The 14599-nt window shown below is 45.8% G+C and carries 15 protein-coding genes and 2 tRNA genes; 6 read left to right on the forward strand and 11 right to left on the reverse strand.

Annotated features, from left to right (window positions below):
* Window positions 1-45 precede the first annotated feature (45 nt).
* Window positions 46-861 carry an MBL fold metallo-hydrolase gene (locus AZI86_RS16220; RefSeq protein ID WP_061836344.1) on the reverse strand — a complete coding sequence of 272 codons (816 nt, stop codon included), beginning with the start codon at window positions 859-861 and terminating at the stop codon, window positions 46-48.
* Between the two features lie 243 nt (window positions 862-1104).
* On the opposite strand from AZI86_RS16220, the gene AZI86_RS16225 reads away from it, so the two are divergent.
* Window positions 1105-2052 (forward strand): radical SAM/SPASM domain-containing protein, encoded by a 948-nt coding sequence (locus AZI86_RS16225; protein ID WP_061836345.1) that lies wholly within the window; start codon window positions 1105-1107, stop codon window positions 2050-2052.
* Here the strand turns inward: AZI86_RS16225 and AZI86_RS16230 are convergent.
* From AZI86_RS16230 to AZI86_RS16240, 3 genes are all read right to left on the reverse strand, one after another.
* A complete protein-coding gene (locus tag AZI86_RS16230) occupies window positions 1997-2680 on the reverse strand; it encodes a hypothetical protein (protein WP_061836346.1) in 684 nt (227 codons plus the stop codon). The genes AZI86_RS16225 and AZI86_RS16230 overlap by 56 nt on opposite strands.
* A 103-nt stretch (window positions 2681-2783) precedes the next feature.
* Window positions 2784-2859: transfer RNA gene (locus tag AZI86_RS16235), tRNA-Glu, on the reverse strand.
* A 21-nt stretch (window positions 2860-2880) separates the two neighbouring features.
* Window positions 2881-2956, reverse strand: a tRNA-Lys gene (locus AZI86_RS16240).
* Between the two features lie 320 nt (window positions 2957-3276).
* Between AZI86_RS16240 and AZI86_RS16245 the strand changes: the two genes are divergently transcribed.
* Both AZI86_RS16245 and AZI86_RS16250 read left to right on the forward strand, forming a co-directional pair.
* Window positions 3277-3642: an ArsR/SmtB family transcription factor gene (locus AZI86_RS16245; protein ID WP_061836347.1), complete on the forward strand. Its 366-nt coding sequence runs from the start codon at window positions 3277-3279 to the stop codon at window positions 3640-3642.
* The gene (locus tag AZI86_RS16250) at window positions 3626-4582 is read left to right on the forward strand and encodes an SRPBCC family protein (protein WP_061836348.1); all 957 of its coding nucleotides are present in this window, start codon (window positions 3626-3628) and stop codon (window positions 4580-4582) included. Before AZI86_RS16245 ends, AZI86_RS16250 begins: the two co-directional genes overlap by 17 nt.
* A gap of 42 nt (window positions 4583-4624) precedes the next feature.
* On the opposite strand, the gene AZI86_RS16255 is transcribed toward AZI86_RS16250, so the two are convergent.
* Both AZI86_RS16255 and AZI86_RS16260 read right to left on the reverse strand, forming a co-directional pair.
* Window positions 4625-5041, reverse strand: coding sequence for a DUF1398 domain-containing protein (locus AZI86_RS16255; RefSeq protein ID WP_061836349.1), 417 nt, complete (start codon window positions 5039-5041; stop codon window positions 4625-4627).
* A 16-nt stretch (window positions 5042-5057) separates the two neighbouring features.
* Complete coding sequence (locus AZI86_RS16260) at window positions 5058-5540, reverse strand: MarR family winged helix-turn-helix transcriptional regulator (RefSeq protein ID WP_061836350.1); 483 nt, start codon at window positions 5538-5540, stop codon at window positions 5058-5060.
* Window positions 5541-5730: 190 nt separating this feature from the next.
* On the opposite strand from AZI86_RS16260, the gene AZI86_RS16265 reads away from it, so the two are divergent.
* Window positions 5731-6723 carry a zinc-binding alcohol dehydrogenase family protein gene (locus tag AZI86_RS16265; RefSeq protein WP_061836351.1) on the forward strand — a complete coding sequence of 331 codons (993 nt, stop codon included), beginning with the start codon at window positions 5731-5733 and terminating at the stop codon, window positions 6721-6723.
* On the opposite strand, the gene AZI86_RS16270 is transcribed toward AZI86_RS16265, so the two are convergent.
* Entirely contained in the window at window positions 6724-7953 is a 1230-nt protein-coding gene (locus AZI86_RS16270) for an MFS transporter (protein ID WP_061836352.1), read from the reverse strand.
* A gap of 142 nt (window positions 7954-8095) precedes the next feature.
* Here AZI86_RS16270 and AZI86_RS16275 point away from each other — a divergent pair, with 142 nt between their 5' ends.
* Entirely contained in the window at window positions 8096-8443 is a 348-nt protein-coding gene (locus AZI86_RS16275) for a GFA family protein (RefSeq protein ID WP_061836353.1), read from the forward strand.
* On the opposite strand, the gene AZI86_RS16280 is transcribed toward AZI86_RS16275, so the two are convergent.
* Both AZI86_RS16280 and rsgA read right to left on the reverse strand, forming a co-directional pair.
* A complete protein-coding gene (locus AZI86_RS16280) occupies window positions 8440-9138 on the reverse strand; it encodes a hypothetical protein (RefSeq protein ID WP_061836354.1) in 699 nt (232 codons plus the stop codon). The genes AZI86_RS16275 and AZI86_RS16280 overlap by 4 nt on opposite strands.
* Window positions 9139-10242: a ribosome small subunit-dependent GTPase A gene (gene rsgA / locus AZI86_RS16285; RefSeq protein WP_061836355.1), complete on the reverse strand. Its 1104-nt coding sequence runs from the start codon at window positions 10240-10242 to the stop codon at window positions 9139-9141.
* 348 nt (window positions 10243-10590) lie between these two features.
* On the opposite strand from rsgA, the gene AZI86_RS16290 reads away from it, so the two are divergent.
* Window positions 10591-13749, forward strand: a complete 3159-nt coding sequence (locus AZI86_RS16290) for a S8 family serine peptidase (protein WP_061836356.1) — start codon at window positions 10591-10593, stop codon at window positions 13747-13749.
* 2 nt (window positions 13750-13751) lie between these two features.
* On the opposite strand, the gene AZI86_RS16295 is transcribed toward AZI86_RS16290, so the two are convergent.
* Both AZI86_RS16295 and AZI86_RS16300 read right to left on the reverse strand, forming a co-directional pair.
* A complete protein-coding gene (locus AZI86_RS16295) occupies window positions 13752-14288 on the reverse strand; it encodes a hypothetical protein (protein ID WP_061836357.1) in 537 nt (178 codons plus the stop codon).
* On the reverse strand, window positions 14285-14554 hold the full coding sequence (locus AZI86_RS16300; protein WP_061836358.1) for a hypothetical protein: 270 nt from the start codon (window positions 14552-14554) through the stop codon (window positions 14285-14287). The genes AZI86_RS16295 and AZI86_RS16300 overlap by 4 nt, the downstream gene beginning before the upstream one ends.
* Window positions 14555-14599 lie beyond the last annotated feature (45 nt).

The raw sequence follows: 14599 nt of genomic DNA on the forward strand, positions 1-14599 counted from the left end.
AAGTCAAAGTACTGTAACTAAATTTGCCCAGACACAAAGTTTTGCTCACTTTACTAATTTTTTTGTATGTTCAATTAAGTCCGGCGAATAACTAGTGCCATGCCCCGGAATCACCCACTTGGCGTCAAAGCGCGACATCTTATCAAGTGCCTTTGGCCATTCTTTTAAGTCGGCCTCTTTGATATATCCAAGCTTTGGCAAGCCCACGATAAAACAACCGCCGTAAAGAATTTTATAATCCGGAAGATAAACAACCACGTTGTCTTTGGTGTGGCCATGGCCTGGGTAAAAGATTTCAGCCTTTTTTTCGCCAAAGCTTAAGGTCTTGCCTTCTTTCAAAGGAAAAGAATGATTGGCTTCGCGGATTTTCATTTTTGCAAACTCTGCTTTAATTGCGGGATCTGACACGCGCGACGCCAATGATTTTAACTCCGTCGGTTTGCTTTTTTTGACATATTTTATGGTCAGGTCTGAACTATAAACGTCGGCCCCTTCAGCTAAAAACACATCGTTTCCCGCAACGCGATCCATATGTGAATGCGTATTGATGGCCGTGATTTTTCTGTCACCAAATGTATCTTTGGCCCATTTTAAAAGATCGCGTGTTGAAGCGGATGTCCACGGCGCATCGATGATTAACAAATCTTTAGGGGAAATATCCACGACCATCGAGTTTGCTTGCGCAATCGGGAATTCGTGACTGACAACGAAAACCCCTTTTTCGATTTCAAGCACAGACAAATTAGGCGCAATCGTCACCGGTGCCGCTGGCGACGGAAGGGTCGTGTGTGCTGGCGCGGGCGCTTTAGAATTGCACGCTGCAAGAAAAAATAGAATTGGTAGAACTAAAAATCTTTTCATGCCCCCAGCCTAAGCTAGGGACGTGATTTTTTCAATCGCCGACTATCAGATCGTAAAGACAGGCCCATAAGATCAGACCGCGGCACGCCATGGCTGGGCTTAATAAAAAAATGAACCCTATAATCATCGATTTCATAGATTTAGTATGAAACTTTTGAAACGGCCTTGTAACTACGCACAGAGTTAGTGTCTTGGGAGTCTGAATTGCTCGATCTTTAAGAATAACGGTGCTAGATTCCGCCCATGGCAAAACGTTTTCAAAAGATCAATATCGAAATCAGCAATATCTGCAACCTTCAATGCAGCTTTTGCCCCGAGGTCGTGCGTTCTAAGAAAATTATGCCTTTGGATCTGTTTGAACGAATCATCCAACAAGTAGCCCCATTAACCGAACAAGTTTGCTTTCATTTGATGGGTGATCCCTTGGTTCACCCCGAGCTTGCTGACTTTGTGCGAACTTGCGAAAAGCACGACGTTAAAATTTTCTTTGTGACGAACGCCGTTCTTTTACGCGAAAAACAGGCCGAGCTTTTACTAAGTCCCGCCTTTCGCCAGGTGAACTTTTCTTTGCACAGCTTTCATGACAATTATCCCGATCGCGATCCCACCGCGTATCTGGAAAAAGTTTTTGCCTACACCGAAAAAGCGATGCTTCAGCGTCCAGATCTTTACATCAATTACCGCTTGTGGAATCTACAAGAAGTCCGCGGAGCTTCAAGCCGCAATCAAGACATGCTTCGCCGAATCAGCGAGCGCTTTGAGTTTGATATAGATACCATGATCGACGTGCGCCTGAAAAAAAGTGTGCATTTAAAAAACCGTCTGTATCTTCACTTTGACACGGAATTTATTTGGCCGTCGGTGGACTTGCCGATCCTAGGAACCAAAGGCAGCTGTTACGGCCTGACTTCCCATTTCGGAATTTTAGTGGACGGAACTGTCGTCCCTTGTTGTCTAGATAAAGAAGGTGCGATCCCGCTGGGAAATATTCAAGATCAAGATATCGTCGATATTTTAGCAAGCCCGCGTTCGCAAGCCTTGCTAGAAGGCTTCCGCAAAAAAAAGCTGGTCGAAAACCTTTGCCAGCGCTGCCAGTATATCGAACGGTTTACAAAAGCTGTGCCGAGCTCAGTCTCTATTTCGCCCACGGGTAATCCAAAAAATGTTTTACTACGGAATGATCAAATGTAGTTGGATCAATAGCATCACGATACAGGCTTTCTAAATCCATTTTACTTATATGTTCGCGCAATTTTAAATGTTCAGAATCTAGAGTTGTATTTATCCAATCAATTGCAATATTTGTTGTATATACAAAGTTGTTAACTAATGCCGGCTCTAACCCGATTGTCATCGTCATGCCGCGATATATATCTAAAACAGCTTTTGAAGATGAATTAGGTTCTAGAGCTATATTGAGAAGAATGGCTCTGTATGGACTCTTATCCGCATGAGCATAAAGCTTATCTCGAAAAACCTGTATCTCGTTGTGAACATCCTTTACCGCCGGCTCTTTAAAAATATCATCAGGATTTAACTTCCTAATACTTCGACTATTTCCGGGTTTAAAAGGACGGCAGTACGCAAGGATCCCCTGACTCACTAGAGATCCATAAATCGTGGGCGACTCCAAATAATTCTGACTTTCGATAAATAGTTCTTTAGCTGAATCGAAGTCTTGAGCCATTCCGGCGTAAGCAAAAAAGTCTCTAGCGAATAAAGTATCTTCCGTTAGAGGAACAAATGGACATTCAGTTCCATCTTTTTTAGCCAGGAAAACGTGCACGACACCTGTGGTACTCTCTATGATATTTTTCATCGCCTTATTTTATAACCGCAATTTGGGACAATATCGCGCTAAATTAGGGCAAAAACAAAAAACCCCGCATCTTTCGATACAGGGTTTTTATTTTTCACAAAATTGGCGTTCCCAAGGGGATTTGAACCCCTGTATCCTCCGTGAAAGGGAGGTGTCCTAGGCCCCTAGACGATGGGAACGTTTAGGTCCGAAACAGAAAATGGTGGCTCGCGATGGATTCGAACCATCGACCCCTTCATTAAAAGTGAAGTGCTCTACCAGCTGAGCTAGCGAACCACTGTCCGTTTAGGAAGTGCTAATTTGTAGTAACCGGACCTTATTGTCAATACGATTTCTTACGGATTTTTTAGAATTTATTGATTTTTTTTGCCGAAAATCCCCCCTTGCTTAGCCCTTAAGCAAATACGCGCGCTCCAAGCTTTGAACCTGAGGGTTCTTTGGGCTTCTTTCCCGCGCCTGCCTTGAATATCAGCAATTCCCCCCTGCTTTCCAGTAGTTATACGGCCCCTTGACGTGCCGCTTAAAGATGGTTTATATTTAACTTACTAGTTAATTAACTGATAAGTTAAATATAAAATGGATTTTGGAGGTGCCCGATGCGAGATCATTTAAGCCAGACATTCTCTGCCTTGGCGGATCCTACCCGTCGGGCGATCTTGGCCCGATTATCTCAAGGGGAAGCCAGTGTTTCCGATTTAGCAGAACCTTTTCTAAAAGACATGAGTTTGCCCGCGATCACCAAGCACCTCAAAGTTTTAGAAAAATGCGGCCTGGTCACCAAGACGCGCGAGGCGCAGTGGCGACCCTGCAAACTCAATGGCGCTCCCCTTAAGGATGCCACTGACTGGATGGAACAATACCGACAATTCTGGGAAGAAAGTTTTGATCGACTTGATGCTTATTTAAAAACCGTCACAGCAAAAAAGAAAACCAAAGGAAAAAAACATGGCAACAAAAAATAAACCCAACGAAATCTATATCAACCGAATCTATGATGCTCCGGTAAAGCTGGTATGGGATGCATGGACAGACCCCAAAAAAGTAGCACTGTGGTGGGGCCCACGTGGTTTCACCATCACCACACACAGTAAAGACCTAAAACCCGGTGGGCATTGGGCTTACACAATGCACGGACCTGACGGCACGAACTGGGAAAACAAAACGATTTATCACGAGGTCGAAAAATACTCACGGCTGGTTTACGATCATGGTGGCAATGATGATCGCCCTCCCCTTTTTCGTGTGACCGTTGATTTCACGGAAATCGGAAAAAATAAAACTAAAATGGAAATGACCATGGCCTTAGCCACAGCCGAAGCCGCCGCTGAAACCAAAAAGTTCATCAAGCAAGCCAGTGGCAATTCCACTTGGGATCGTTTGGCAGAATACTTAGAAAAAGAAGCTTCTGGAAAAGAAAACTTCGTCATCAATCGCGTCTTTGAAGCGCCGATCAATTTGATGCGCGAAATGTGGACGAACCCCAAACACTTCTCACAATGGCTGGCCCCCACAGGTTTTAAAATGGAGTTTTTGCGTTCAGATATCAAACCGGGCGCATCGACATTTTATTTTATGACAAACGGTCAAGGTGTCGATATGTATGGAACCGCTAAATACTTAGAGGTGTCTGCGGATCGCATCGTGTACACGCAACAGTTCGCCGACAAAGATGAAAATATCTCTCGCCACCCCATGGCGCCGACGTGGCCTGAAACGATGCTGACCACGGTACAACTAGCAGAAGAAAGTCCCACCGAAACACGCGTCACCGTGACATGGGAAATCTTTGGCGAGGCCACTCCGGCAGAGATCGCGACATTCGTTAAAGAAAGAGCCGGCATGACTCAAGGATGGACCGGGTCCTTTGATAAGTTGGAAGAGTACCTGCTTAAAGTTAAATAAAACACAAAGCCCGGGTTTCGATCCGGGCTTTTTGTTTGTGTCTTAAGAAATCTTCACCGCCGGAAAATCTTCAACGTAAGATTCACCCAACGCTCCATAATAAGTGACCTTGCGATTGATAAGATCCGCGACATAGCTCACAACACCTGATTCCCAAGTAGATTTGATAAATTCAGGGAAGGTGCTATCCCCGTTTTGGCTGATGCGCAAAATATTAATAAATGCATTTTTATCAAATGCAGGCACATCGGCCATGCCTTTGACTAGAAGCTCCCCTTGGCTGACGACATTTCCTTTATCGGTGATATAGATACTTTGACACGAAGGAAGATTGTACGTGTACTTTTGAACTCCGGCCTGCCTTAGACATTCAGCGAGGTAGGGATAGCCGCCGACTTTAGGTTTTATTTCCATCGCGCGCTGATAGGCATTTTGAATAGCCTCTTGTGGGCTTGTCATTACAGGCTCCTTTTATTTAATCAATCGGCAGGGCTTTAATTTTTTCGTGACCCGCCATTTTCATTAATAGAACTTTTAATTGATCACGTTCTGATTTTGTCAAAATCGAAAAAAAGGATTGGTCATTTTCATCAGCAATCTTGGCCAACTGAGGCACAAGATTTTTACCCTTGCCAGTCAGCTTGATGTCTTGATAGCGCCGGTCATCCGACGATTCTTTGCGGCTGACTAAATCCTTATCTAAAAGACGCGTGATCAATTTTGAGACAGCTCCCCGAGTGAGTCCGGTCAATTCGGCAACAGTACTTGGAGTCGTAGTATCTTGATTTTCAAACATCTCCCGCAAGATAACCCATTCAGCCACCGTCACCCCTTTGGATTCAAGCTTTCGAGCAAAGGTGTGCGAAACACCGTTGGAAACCATGCGCATCCAGTACCCTAAATGTTCCTTTAAATGACTGACCTCTTTAGCTGGCGGCACCGGGTATCTCCTAGACATCATATTAGTTTACTAGGAAACTATTGTAAAGAAAAATGAGCTATTTCTTATAAGTTGTTGATTTCATTCAGCGACCCCAGAGTGCCGACAATTACCAAAGAAGAATTCTTTGCTAAACCCATGATGTAGAAGATAACTTTCAAGGGAGGCGTAAAAACCTTTCTTAAAAAATTTTTCTATCGAGGTTTTCATGAAAGCATTGGGATATAAAAAAGCGCACACGTTGGCTGACTTTGAAATTTCTGAAATTCAAATCCCCGTGCCAAAACTTAAGCCCCATGATGTCTTAGTCAAAGTAAAAGCCCTGGCGATCAATCCTGTCGATATCAAGATACGCCAAAATCGTAATGCTTCAGGCGAATATGTTATTTTAGGCTGGGATGCCGCCGGAGTGATTGAAGACCTGGGTACTGACGTTCATGGCTTTGCCAAGGGCGACGAGGTTTATTATGCCGGAGATTTAAATCGCGACGGCAGTTATGCCGAATTCCAAGCGGTGGATCATCGTATCATCGCTAAAAAACCGCACAGCTTAAGTTTTATCGAATCCGCCGCACTGCCATTGACCTCACTGACCGCTTGGGAAGCTTTATTAGAAAGACGCTTTGAATACACCCCTGAAACAAAAGTCCTTGTAATTGGTGGAGCTGGCGGCGTTGGATCGATTGCCGTGCAACTTTTAAAGTCAGAAACCAAAGCCAAAGTGATCGCGACAGCCTCGCGTCCAGAAACAAAAGCATGGTGTGAAAAATGGGGCGCAGATCATGTGATCGATCACCGCCAAAATCTTGCCACTGAACTTGCGAAATTAGATATCAAATACGTGGATATTATTTTCGGCACCACGCATTCTGCCGATTATTTGACGCAAATTCCGGGAATCCTAAAACCTTTCGGTCATTTTGTTCTTATTGATGACCCGAAAGTTTTAGATATCGCGGCTTTCAAATCAAAATCGCTTTCGGTGCACTGGGAGTTCATGTTCGCGAAAAGTTCGCACGGATATAAAATGGAAACCCAAGGCCATATCCTAAAAACCGTCGCCCACTTAGTGGACTCACGTAAAATTCAGTCCACCGGAAATACCGTCTTAAAAGGTCTTACGCCAGGACACATTCGCCAAGCCCATCAAATGATTGAAAATGGGACCAGCATCGGAAAGATCGTGATCAGTATTGATTAGTTAAGCGCGCGCGGGTTTTCTTTTTTGGTGAAAGCCCGTGATCCACTCAGTGGCAAAAGCTAACAGTGCCAGGGCGGGCATCGCCATTCCCACGACGGATGTCAAAGCCCAGCCGCCTTTGGCGTAAGCCCAGGCTCCCAAAAAAGAACCCGCCGCACCGCCGACAAAGATCATCGCGATATAAAGCCCATTTAAGCGACTGCGATACTTGGCTCGCAATGAAAAGATCGCGCGCTGACCTAAAACTAAGTTCGCGGTAATGCCGGCATCTAATAAAATGGCCGATAAAACTAAGAACACCAAAGACATCATCGAACCTGGCGCAAAAATATGAGTCATCAAAAAGGCAGCAATCGCTGAAAACATCGCAACGGCCGTTCCCTGCCGACTCATCCCTAAATCAGCGGCTCGCCCTGCTAACGGAGCAACGATGGCCCCCGCCACACCCGCTAAAGCAAAAAGGGCGATTTGAGTTTGTGAAAGATGATATTCTGGACCCGCTAACAAGATAGGAGTTGTCGTCCAGAAAAGACTGAAAGCCCCAAACATAAAAGCTTGATAGAGCCCACGGCGGCGCAAAACCGGTGTACGCAAAACAAGTTGCACCATGGACCCTAGCAAATCGAGATAACCAATTCCCAGGTGGTTCGGTTTCCTTTGCGGAAGAAATTTCATCAGAACCAACGACAACACTAACATCAAAGCGGCAGAAAGAAAGAAAACCGCGTGCCATGAAAACATATCTGTTAAAAAACTTGCGATGGGACGCGAAAGCATGATGCCCAACATAAGGCCGCTCATCAAACTTCCGACCACCCGGCCACGGCTCGCTTCCGGAGTTAAGTGAGCCGCATAAGGAACAATGATCTGCACGGCTGAAGCCCCTAAACCCAAAACAAAGGCCGCGATAAAATACGGAACACTTTGCGTAACGAAAGCCAAGGCCAGCAAAGACACAATCAATAAGCCGATCAAAGAAAATATCAGCTTTTTATTTTCAACAATATCCCCCAGCGGCACTAAAAATAGAACCCCGACCCCATATCCAATTTGGGTCAGCATGAGGATCATTCCAGCTAAGGCCGGATTTATTTCTAGTGATCCCGCAATCAGCGCCACGATCGGTTGGGCATAATAAAGATTGGCAACGATAAGACCCACCGCTGTTCCCAGCAGAAGAGTAAGACCTTTAGACATTTGGGTATTGGCAGAAGAAGTAATAGAACTCATAGGGCATCTCTTTTCAGACGATCAGAGCTTATAAAGTAAACCCGTTTAAGATGAAGCGCAAGTTAGGATACCTCGTATTTTCTTGAACAGAACAAAGACCTTCGATTAGCATCAGATATTATTAACTACTAAGGAGTCACTCATGAAATATACCGGCGGTTGTCATTGTCAGAAACTTCGTTTTGAAGTCGAAGCCAACATCGAAAATCTTTTAGCGTGTAATTGCTCTATCTGCGGTAAAAAGGGGCACCTTTTGACGTTTGTGCCAGACAGCCAATTCAAAATGCTCACCTCCACGGAAACTCTTTCAGACTATCAATTCGGAAAAAAGAATATTCATCATCATTTTTGTTCAAATTGTGGCGTCAGTGCTTTTGGTGCGGGCTCAATGCCAGACGGAACTAAAATGCGTTCGATCAATGCCCGCTGCTTAGATGGACTGGATGTGACGAAATTTCCGGTTCACCATTATGATGGAGCTAGTCTTTAAGGAGTGCCTGACGGAGGCGCGTCGGCGTTTTCACCAGGGAATAAGACTTTAATAGGTAAAGCGGTGGTATTCTCTGTCACTTGGGATGCCACCCATCCACGAACGAATTGTTCAATCGACAACCGTGCTTCGGTGCGCACTTGTTCACGTAACGCGATAGAGTTTTCAGATAAAAAACCCGTAAGTTCTTTTTGCAGTCTTTCACGAACTTGATTTTCGTCTCTGATAAAGCTGCCTTTTTTAATTTCAAATTTCATTTCACTGACATTCACCGCAGGTGTTTGCCCCGACAACTCTGGCGCATAAACCATAAGCATCCCATCACGTTTTTCAAACTTCCAACCCGCTGTAAGACTGACATTGTAATTGTATTCCACCGGAAAAGTGATGCTGACAATGACGTCTGGCAAAGAAAAACCGAAAGCTTTGGCTTTCGATGTGCGTTCATAAATTTCCATGCGATTTAATCGAGCGACATGCAAGCTCTGTTTGCCGCTGACTTTCGTGGCATAGGCGTGAAACTTATCGTTCACATCCTCAGAAAATATCTTTTCTAAAAGGTGGGGCACCACATTTTGCGTGCGATAAACAGAGTACATGAGCAAAGCTCCCCCGCCGATGATCACGGCGAGGAAGGTCATCTTAAAAGAATTCTTCATCCCTTTAAGAGTAAAACAATTATTAAATTCTGCCATCTATTTTATCCGTCTTTTATTTTCACCTCGAGCTCGGCCAGCAAGAGTCAGCTTCTTCCATAGCTTGCGATCTTCGGCATACAGGCTGCGATCTTGTTTACGAAGCGCATGTCGAATCTCAGCGGCAAGCTTTAAATAACTGGCCCATCTGTCGGGACTGATGAGTCCTTCGTCTAGGCCACGTTGAATGGCGCAGCCGGGTTCGCCGTGATGCTGACAATCTGAAAAACGACATTGTCCAATCAGCTCTTCGATTTCAGAAAACTGCGCATGCAAACCCTCTTCATGATCCACCATGGAAAGCTCGCGCATCCCTGGCGTGTCAATAATCCAACCTTCAAATCGAGTCGGAAAAAGTCCGCGTGAAGTTGTCGTGTGTCGTCCTTTGCTATCGTCTTCTCGAATACCTTGGGTTTTTAAAACCTCGTGACCAATAAGATAATTCACCAAGGTGGACTTACCTACACCCGACGAGCCCACGACCACCACCGTTTGTCCCGGGCCCAGATACTTTTCAAAAAACCGAGCTTGAGCAAAATCATTCATCGAGAGTGTATACACCCCGGTTCCCGGGAACTCGGCGTGAACCTCGGTGATCACCGAAGCTCCGCCATCTGATAACAAGTCGGCTTTGGTTAATAAAATCACCGGCCTTGCCCCTGAAGAAAAAGCCACCGTCATATAACGATGCAAACGCCGAACATTGAAATCATCATTGAGCGATGTCGCAATAAAAATGGTGTCGATGTTGCTAGCGATGATTTGCACATCAGCCGCGGTGGAGGCAACTTGCTGCCTTTGCATCACGGTTTTTCGCGGGCACACGGCATGAATCACCGCACGATCGGCCCCCGGGGGGTGATCGATTAAAACCCAATCCCCGACGGCCGGGTAATCGGCTCGTCCGCGCGCACGGTGTTGCAGTTTTCCGGTGATCGCTCCCCAGAAAGATTGATCCGGCTGTGTTTGTAAGCGATAAAGTTCGCGCTCTTCGCCAATAACACGCGCCGGGGTTAGGGTTGATAAAAATGGATCTTTAAATATACTTTCAAAAAACTCATCCCATCCTTGACGGGATAAAAAATCATTGTCGTTGAACGACATTGGTGAACTCCTAAAAATTTATGAAGTGAACGAAGCCCCAAATGCTAGGGGACTGACTTTCCATGAATTTTAAAGAGCCTGGCTTTTAACGATTTATCAGGATCGATTTAGATTGAAGAACCGCAAAGAAGGCTCTGTGTGACTTTAGTTACAATCATAATGTCCTCCTTTGGGTGAATGCGGCCTTTAAATGGGCCTAATTCAAAAAAGATAATAAATACTCGTGACTCCGTCAACAACTGTCTCTAAAAGGGGCCATCAAGGTCCCAAAATCGTTCGGCATAGATTTTGGATATCTGGGTCCATCGGCCAAAATGCCGGTGTCGTTTTATCCTTCGGGGGTGCTGTTTGAATCTTTTGGCGAATTTCTTAAGCAAAAAGACCGCGGTGAGCGGTGTACTTTTTACCGTGATGTTAACTGCTTGTACGGATCAAACAAGCCTTCATCTTCTGACAGGTCCTGAACTTAAAGATGGATTGTACACCACCCGTTCTGAAGTTGCAGAGCCCTTTGTCACGATCCTTCGCCTCAAAAACCCAGCACTTCTGGAAACTGCAAAGCGCGTTGATGGCAAACTGGTTATCGATCCGGAGCTTTTAGCAAACATCGAAGCCGAACAAGAAGCCACGATCGAAGAGCTTAAAGGCATCTCGTCTGAAATCCGCGTTTTGATCCGCTATAAATCCGTTTTAAACGGCATTGCAATCTGGGCCCCCGCCGACACCTTAGAAAAAATCACTTCGATTCCGAATGTCACTATGACCGAGCGTTCCGGGCATTTCCGCAGATCTACTTTGGCCGAAGTTAAAGCTTTTACCCCCGTCGGTAAAAAGACCTCTGTCAACTTTATCGGTGCGGATAAAGCCCACGCGAATGGGATCCGCGGCCAAGGTATGAAGGTAGGTATCATCGATACCGGGATCGACTACACCCACAAAATGTTGGGCGGAGAAGGTACAGAAGAAGCGTTCAAAGCGATCGACCCTTCGGCCGCTACACCGGCGTTCCCGAATAAAAAAGTAGTCGGTGGTATTGATTTAGCCGGATCTAAATTTAACACATCATCAAACAATCCTGCAGAACGTATTCCTGTTCCAGATAGCAACCCGATTGATGAATCAGGTCACGGCACTCACGTGGCCGGAACCGTTGCGGGTATTGGTGATGGTGTAAACACTTATAGTGGCGTGGCTCCCGACGCCGTCCTTTACGCGATCAAGGTTTTTGGCGCCGGGGGAACAACCAGTGACGAGGTGGTTATTGCCGCCCTTGAGTACGCGGTCAATCCTTCAGGAGATTTAAAATACGAAGATCAATTAGACGTCGTGAACCTTTCGCTAGGCGGTGGTTACGGCAATCCACATATCATGTATGCCACAGCGATTAAAAACACCGTGCGCGGCGGGACCGTCGTGGTGGCTTCCGCCGGTAACGAAGGTGATAAAGGTTATATCGTCGGCGCACCGAGTATTTCCGATGAAGCTATTTCGGTGGCCTCTAGCATCGACAACATGGATCAGAATGTTTTCTTTCCGGCCGCGACCTTTATGTTTGGTGAGCAGAAGTTAAAGGCTGAATTTTCTGAAGCTGCTATCACTAAGTCATTGTCAACGCTTGAAAGCCTTCAAGGCGAACTTGTAGATATCGGGTTTGCCGATGCAGAACTCGCCCCTGAATTAAAGCAACAACTTGCTGGCAAAGTCGCCTTTATTGAACGTGGCAAAGTGTCCTTCGCCGATAAAATAAAACGGGCTCAAGAAGCTGGCGCCATCGCCGTGGTCGTGATGAATAACAGCGACACCCCGGTCCTTTTTGTGATGGGTGGAGACGCCACTTTTAATATTCCAGGAGTGATGATCTCTCGCAAAGATGGCATTAAAATCCGTGAAGAGATGGCCCGCAGTCCAGTTTCGGTGAACTTAAAAACGACCGACAAAGTGGAAAAACCTTGGTTGATCGATACCATTTCTGATTTCTCATCGCGCGGTCCCCGCTCTGAAGATGGCATGATTAAGCCTGAAATTGCGGCACCCGGTACAAACATCATCTCGGCAGATATGGGTATGGGCGATAAGGGCGCCGCGCTTTCGGGAACTTCCATGGCCGGCCCCCATATTGCGGGCGTCATGGCGTTGTTGAAACAAAAATTTCCTAGCTTAAGTGGCTTAGAGTTAAAATCCGTCCTTTTAGGTCACGGAAAAGTGATCGCTGATGCCAAAGGAAATACTTACTCCGTGAGCCGCCAGGGTGCGGGACGCGTGCAGGTATTTAGTTCCTTTAACGCCACCGTCGTGACGACGCCTTCGACTTTGTCATTTGGGATCACGGATTTAGAAAAACAAAAAACTTTAAGTATGAATCTTAAAGTTAAAAACATCTCTGCTAAAGCAGTTTCTTTAACGCCGACATGGAAGGGATCCAAGGCTTTAAAAGTTTCGGTACCGGCAATCTCGCTTGCCGCCGGAGAAGAAAAAACGGTTCTAATCAAGGCCGCTTTAACAGGCTCTCTGATGACCGCGCAAACAGAAGAGCTTGATGGGTTCTTGCAGCTGCGTGATGGTGAAGACTTAGCTTTGCAAATCCCTGCCCTTGCGATTGTTCGTCAAATTTCGCAAGTTAAAGCCACCTCTTTAGTTGTTGCGGCGACTTCGGAAGTCGACAGCTCTGGCAGTACGACGGAGTTAACCTTGGAAAACAAAGGGGTGAATTCGGGGGATGCTTATATCTTTAATTTGTTGGGGGTTGATAATCGCAAACCTAACAACAAACCGGACTGGTTCCCGAATCGCAATTGCGATATGCAATCAGCGGGTTACCGTATCGTGGAAAAAGACGGCACCCGTATCTTGCAAATCGCCGTGAAACTTTATGAGGGCATGACCACATGGCATTCTTGTGAAGTGAACGTGCAGATCGATTCTAATAACGACAATATCACTGATCAAGAAATCGCGGGCTTGCCGATGTCGAGCCTTCCGGGCCTTGATGGCGATCAATTTATCAGCCTTCTTTTAGATGGAACTAAAGCCCGTCAGTTGCGTAAGCAATTTGAAGCCGCGGTCAAAGAAGATCCCAAACTAAAAGAAGACTACACGGCCGCGGTTCAAGACACGCGGGGCATGTTGGCGGTTGATAACTCAACTCTTGCCATCATCGAGGCGAATATTTCTAAACTTGCGCTGTCAGACGGTGGCGAATTAAGTCTTAAGATTTCAACCACGCATCAAGATGCGGGAATTAATGAGTATGACGACTATCTAGAAAAGCAATCCACCCAATGGAAAAAGATTTCCGTGCACGCGCAAGCTCAAGGATATGTGAATATTCCAGAGGCTGTCACCCTAAAGGCGCAAGAAAAAGTGCAAGTGTCTTTGACGAAGGGTTATGGCGCGGAAAGTTTAGTGGTGTACATGCCACAAAATCGTTCGGTGCGTGATGTGCTTTTAGAAGACTCGCAGTCCCAAGTGATCAGTCCGGTGTTTAAAGTCACTGACGAACAAGAATAAAACTAAAACGATCCTGTTTTATAAACCCTGCGCCAATCCCGCAGGGTTTTTACTATCAAGACCTTGCTTTTAAATTCTTCCCTAGCAAAGATGCGCAACAGTTCCGGTCGCATTTGTTTATGCGCGCTTTTTAAAACCTTAAACATCTTTTGCGTGTGTTCCCAGTTTCGTTCATCGCATTCAGGTGGCAACTCAGGCCGGCGTGACCATAAGTTCTTGATTTGTCTTTTTACCAGCCACCACTGATGGCGCCATAAAGGGAAATCGATAAAGATAATGCGATCGGCAAGTTTAAAACGATTTTCCAGCATGTCCAAAGGGCCATAACCATCAATCAACCAACGCTCTTGGTTTTCAATCGCTTTAATCGCCGTGCGAATTTCCGGCAAGGCGCGAATCTTCATTCCTGGCAAAAATTGAACACTATCAATATGCATCAGGGGCAGATCCCACAGGGTGGCTAAACGGCGGCTTAAGCGCGTTTTTCCGGCAGCGACGTTACCCACGACCATGACTTTTTGGGGAGCATTTTGCCTCAACTTAAAATCCTTTTAAACTCTTCCCGTTCCGCAGCTTCCATGACGAGCCATTCGGGTGGCACAAGCTCCACCACTTCTTTCCATGAAGCGATCACCATTTGTTTGGCTAGGGGCTTGGCGTGCAGATCTTTAAGTAATTGCAAATGGCGTAATAAAATCGTGCGTGTGGGTTTATAAAAACCGTCTTTGTCCTTACCGGCGTTAGAAATCTCTTCGGAGTTTTCGACGCGAATGATTAAATCTGCAAAGAATTTATCCAAGCTCATGGATTTATCATAAAGAACTTCCCCGCGTTTGCCTATTCTTTGTCG

Origin of the sequence: Bdellovibrio bacteriovorus, from assembly GCF_001592735.1 — a bacterium.
Classification (GTDB): Bacteria; Bdellovibrionota; Bdellovibrionia; order Bdellovibrionales; family Bdellovibrionaceae; genus Bdellovibrio; species Bdellovibrio bacteriovorus_D.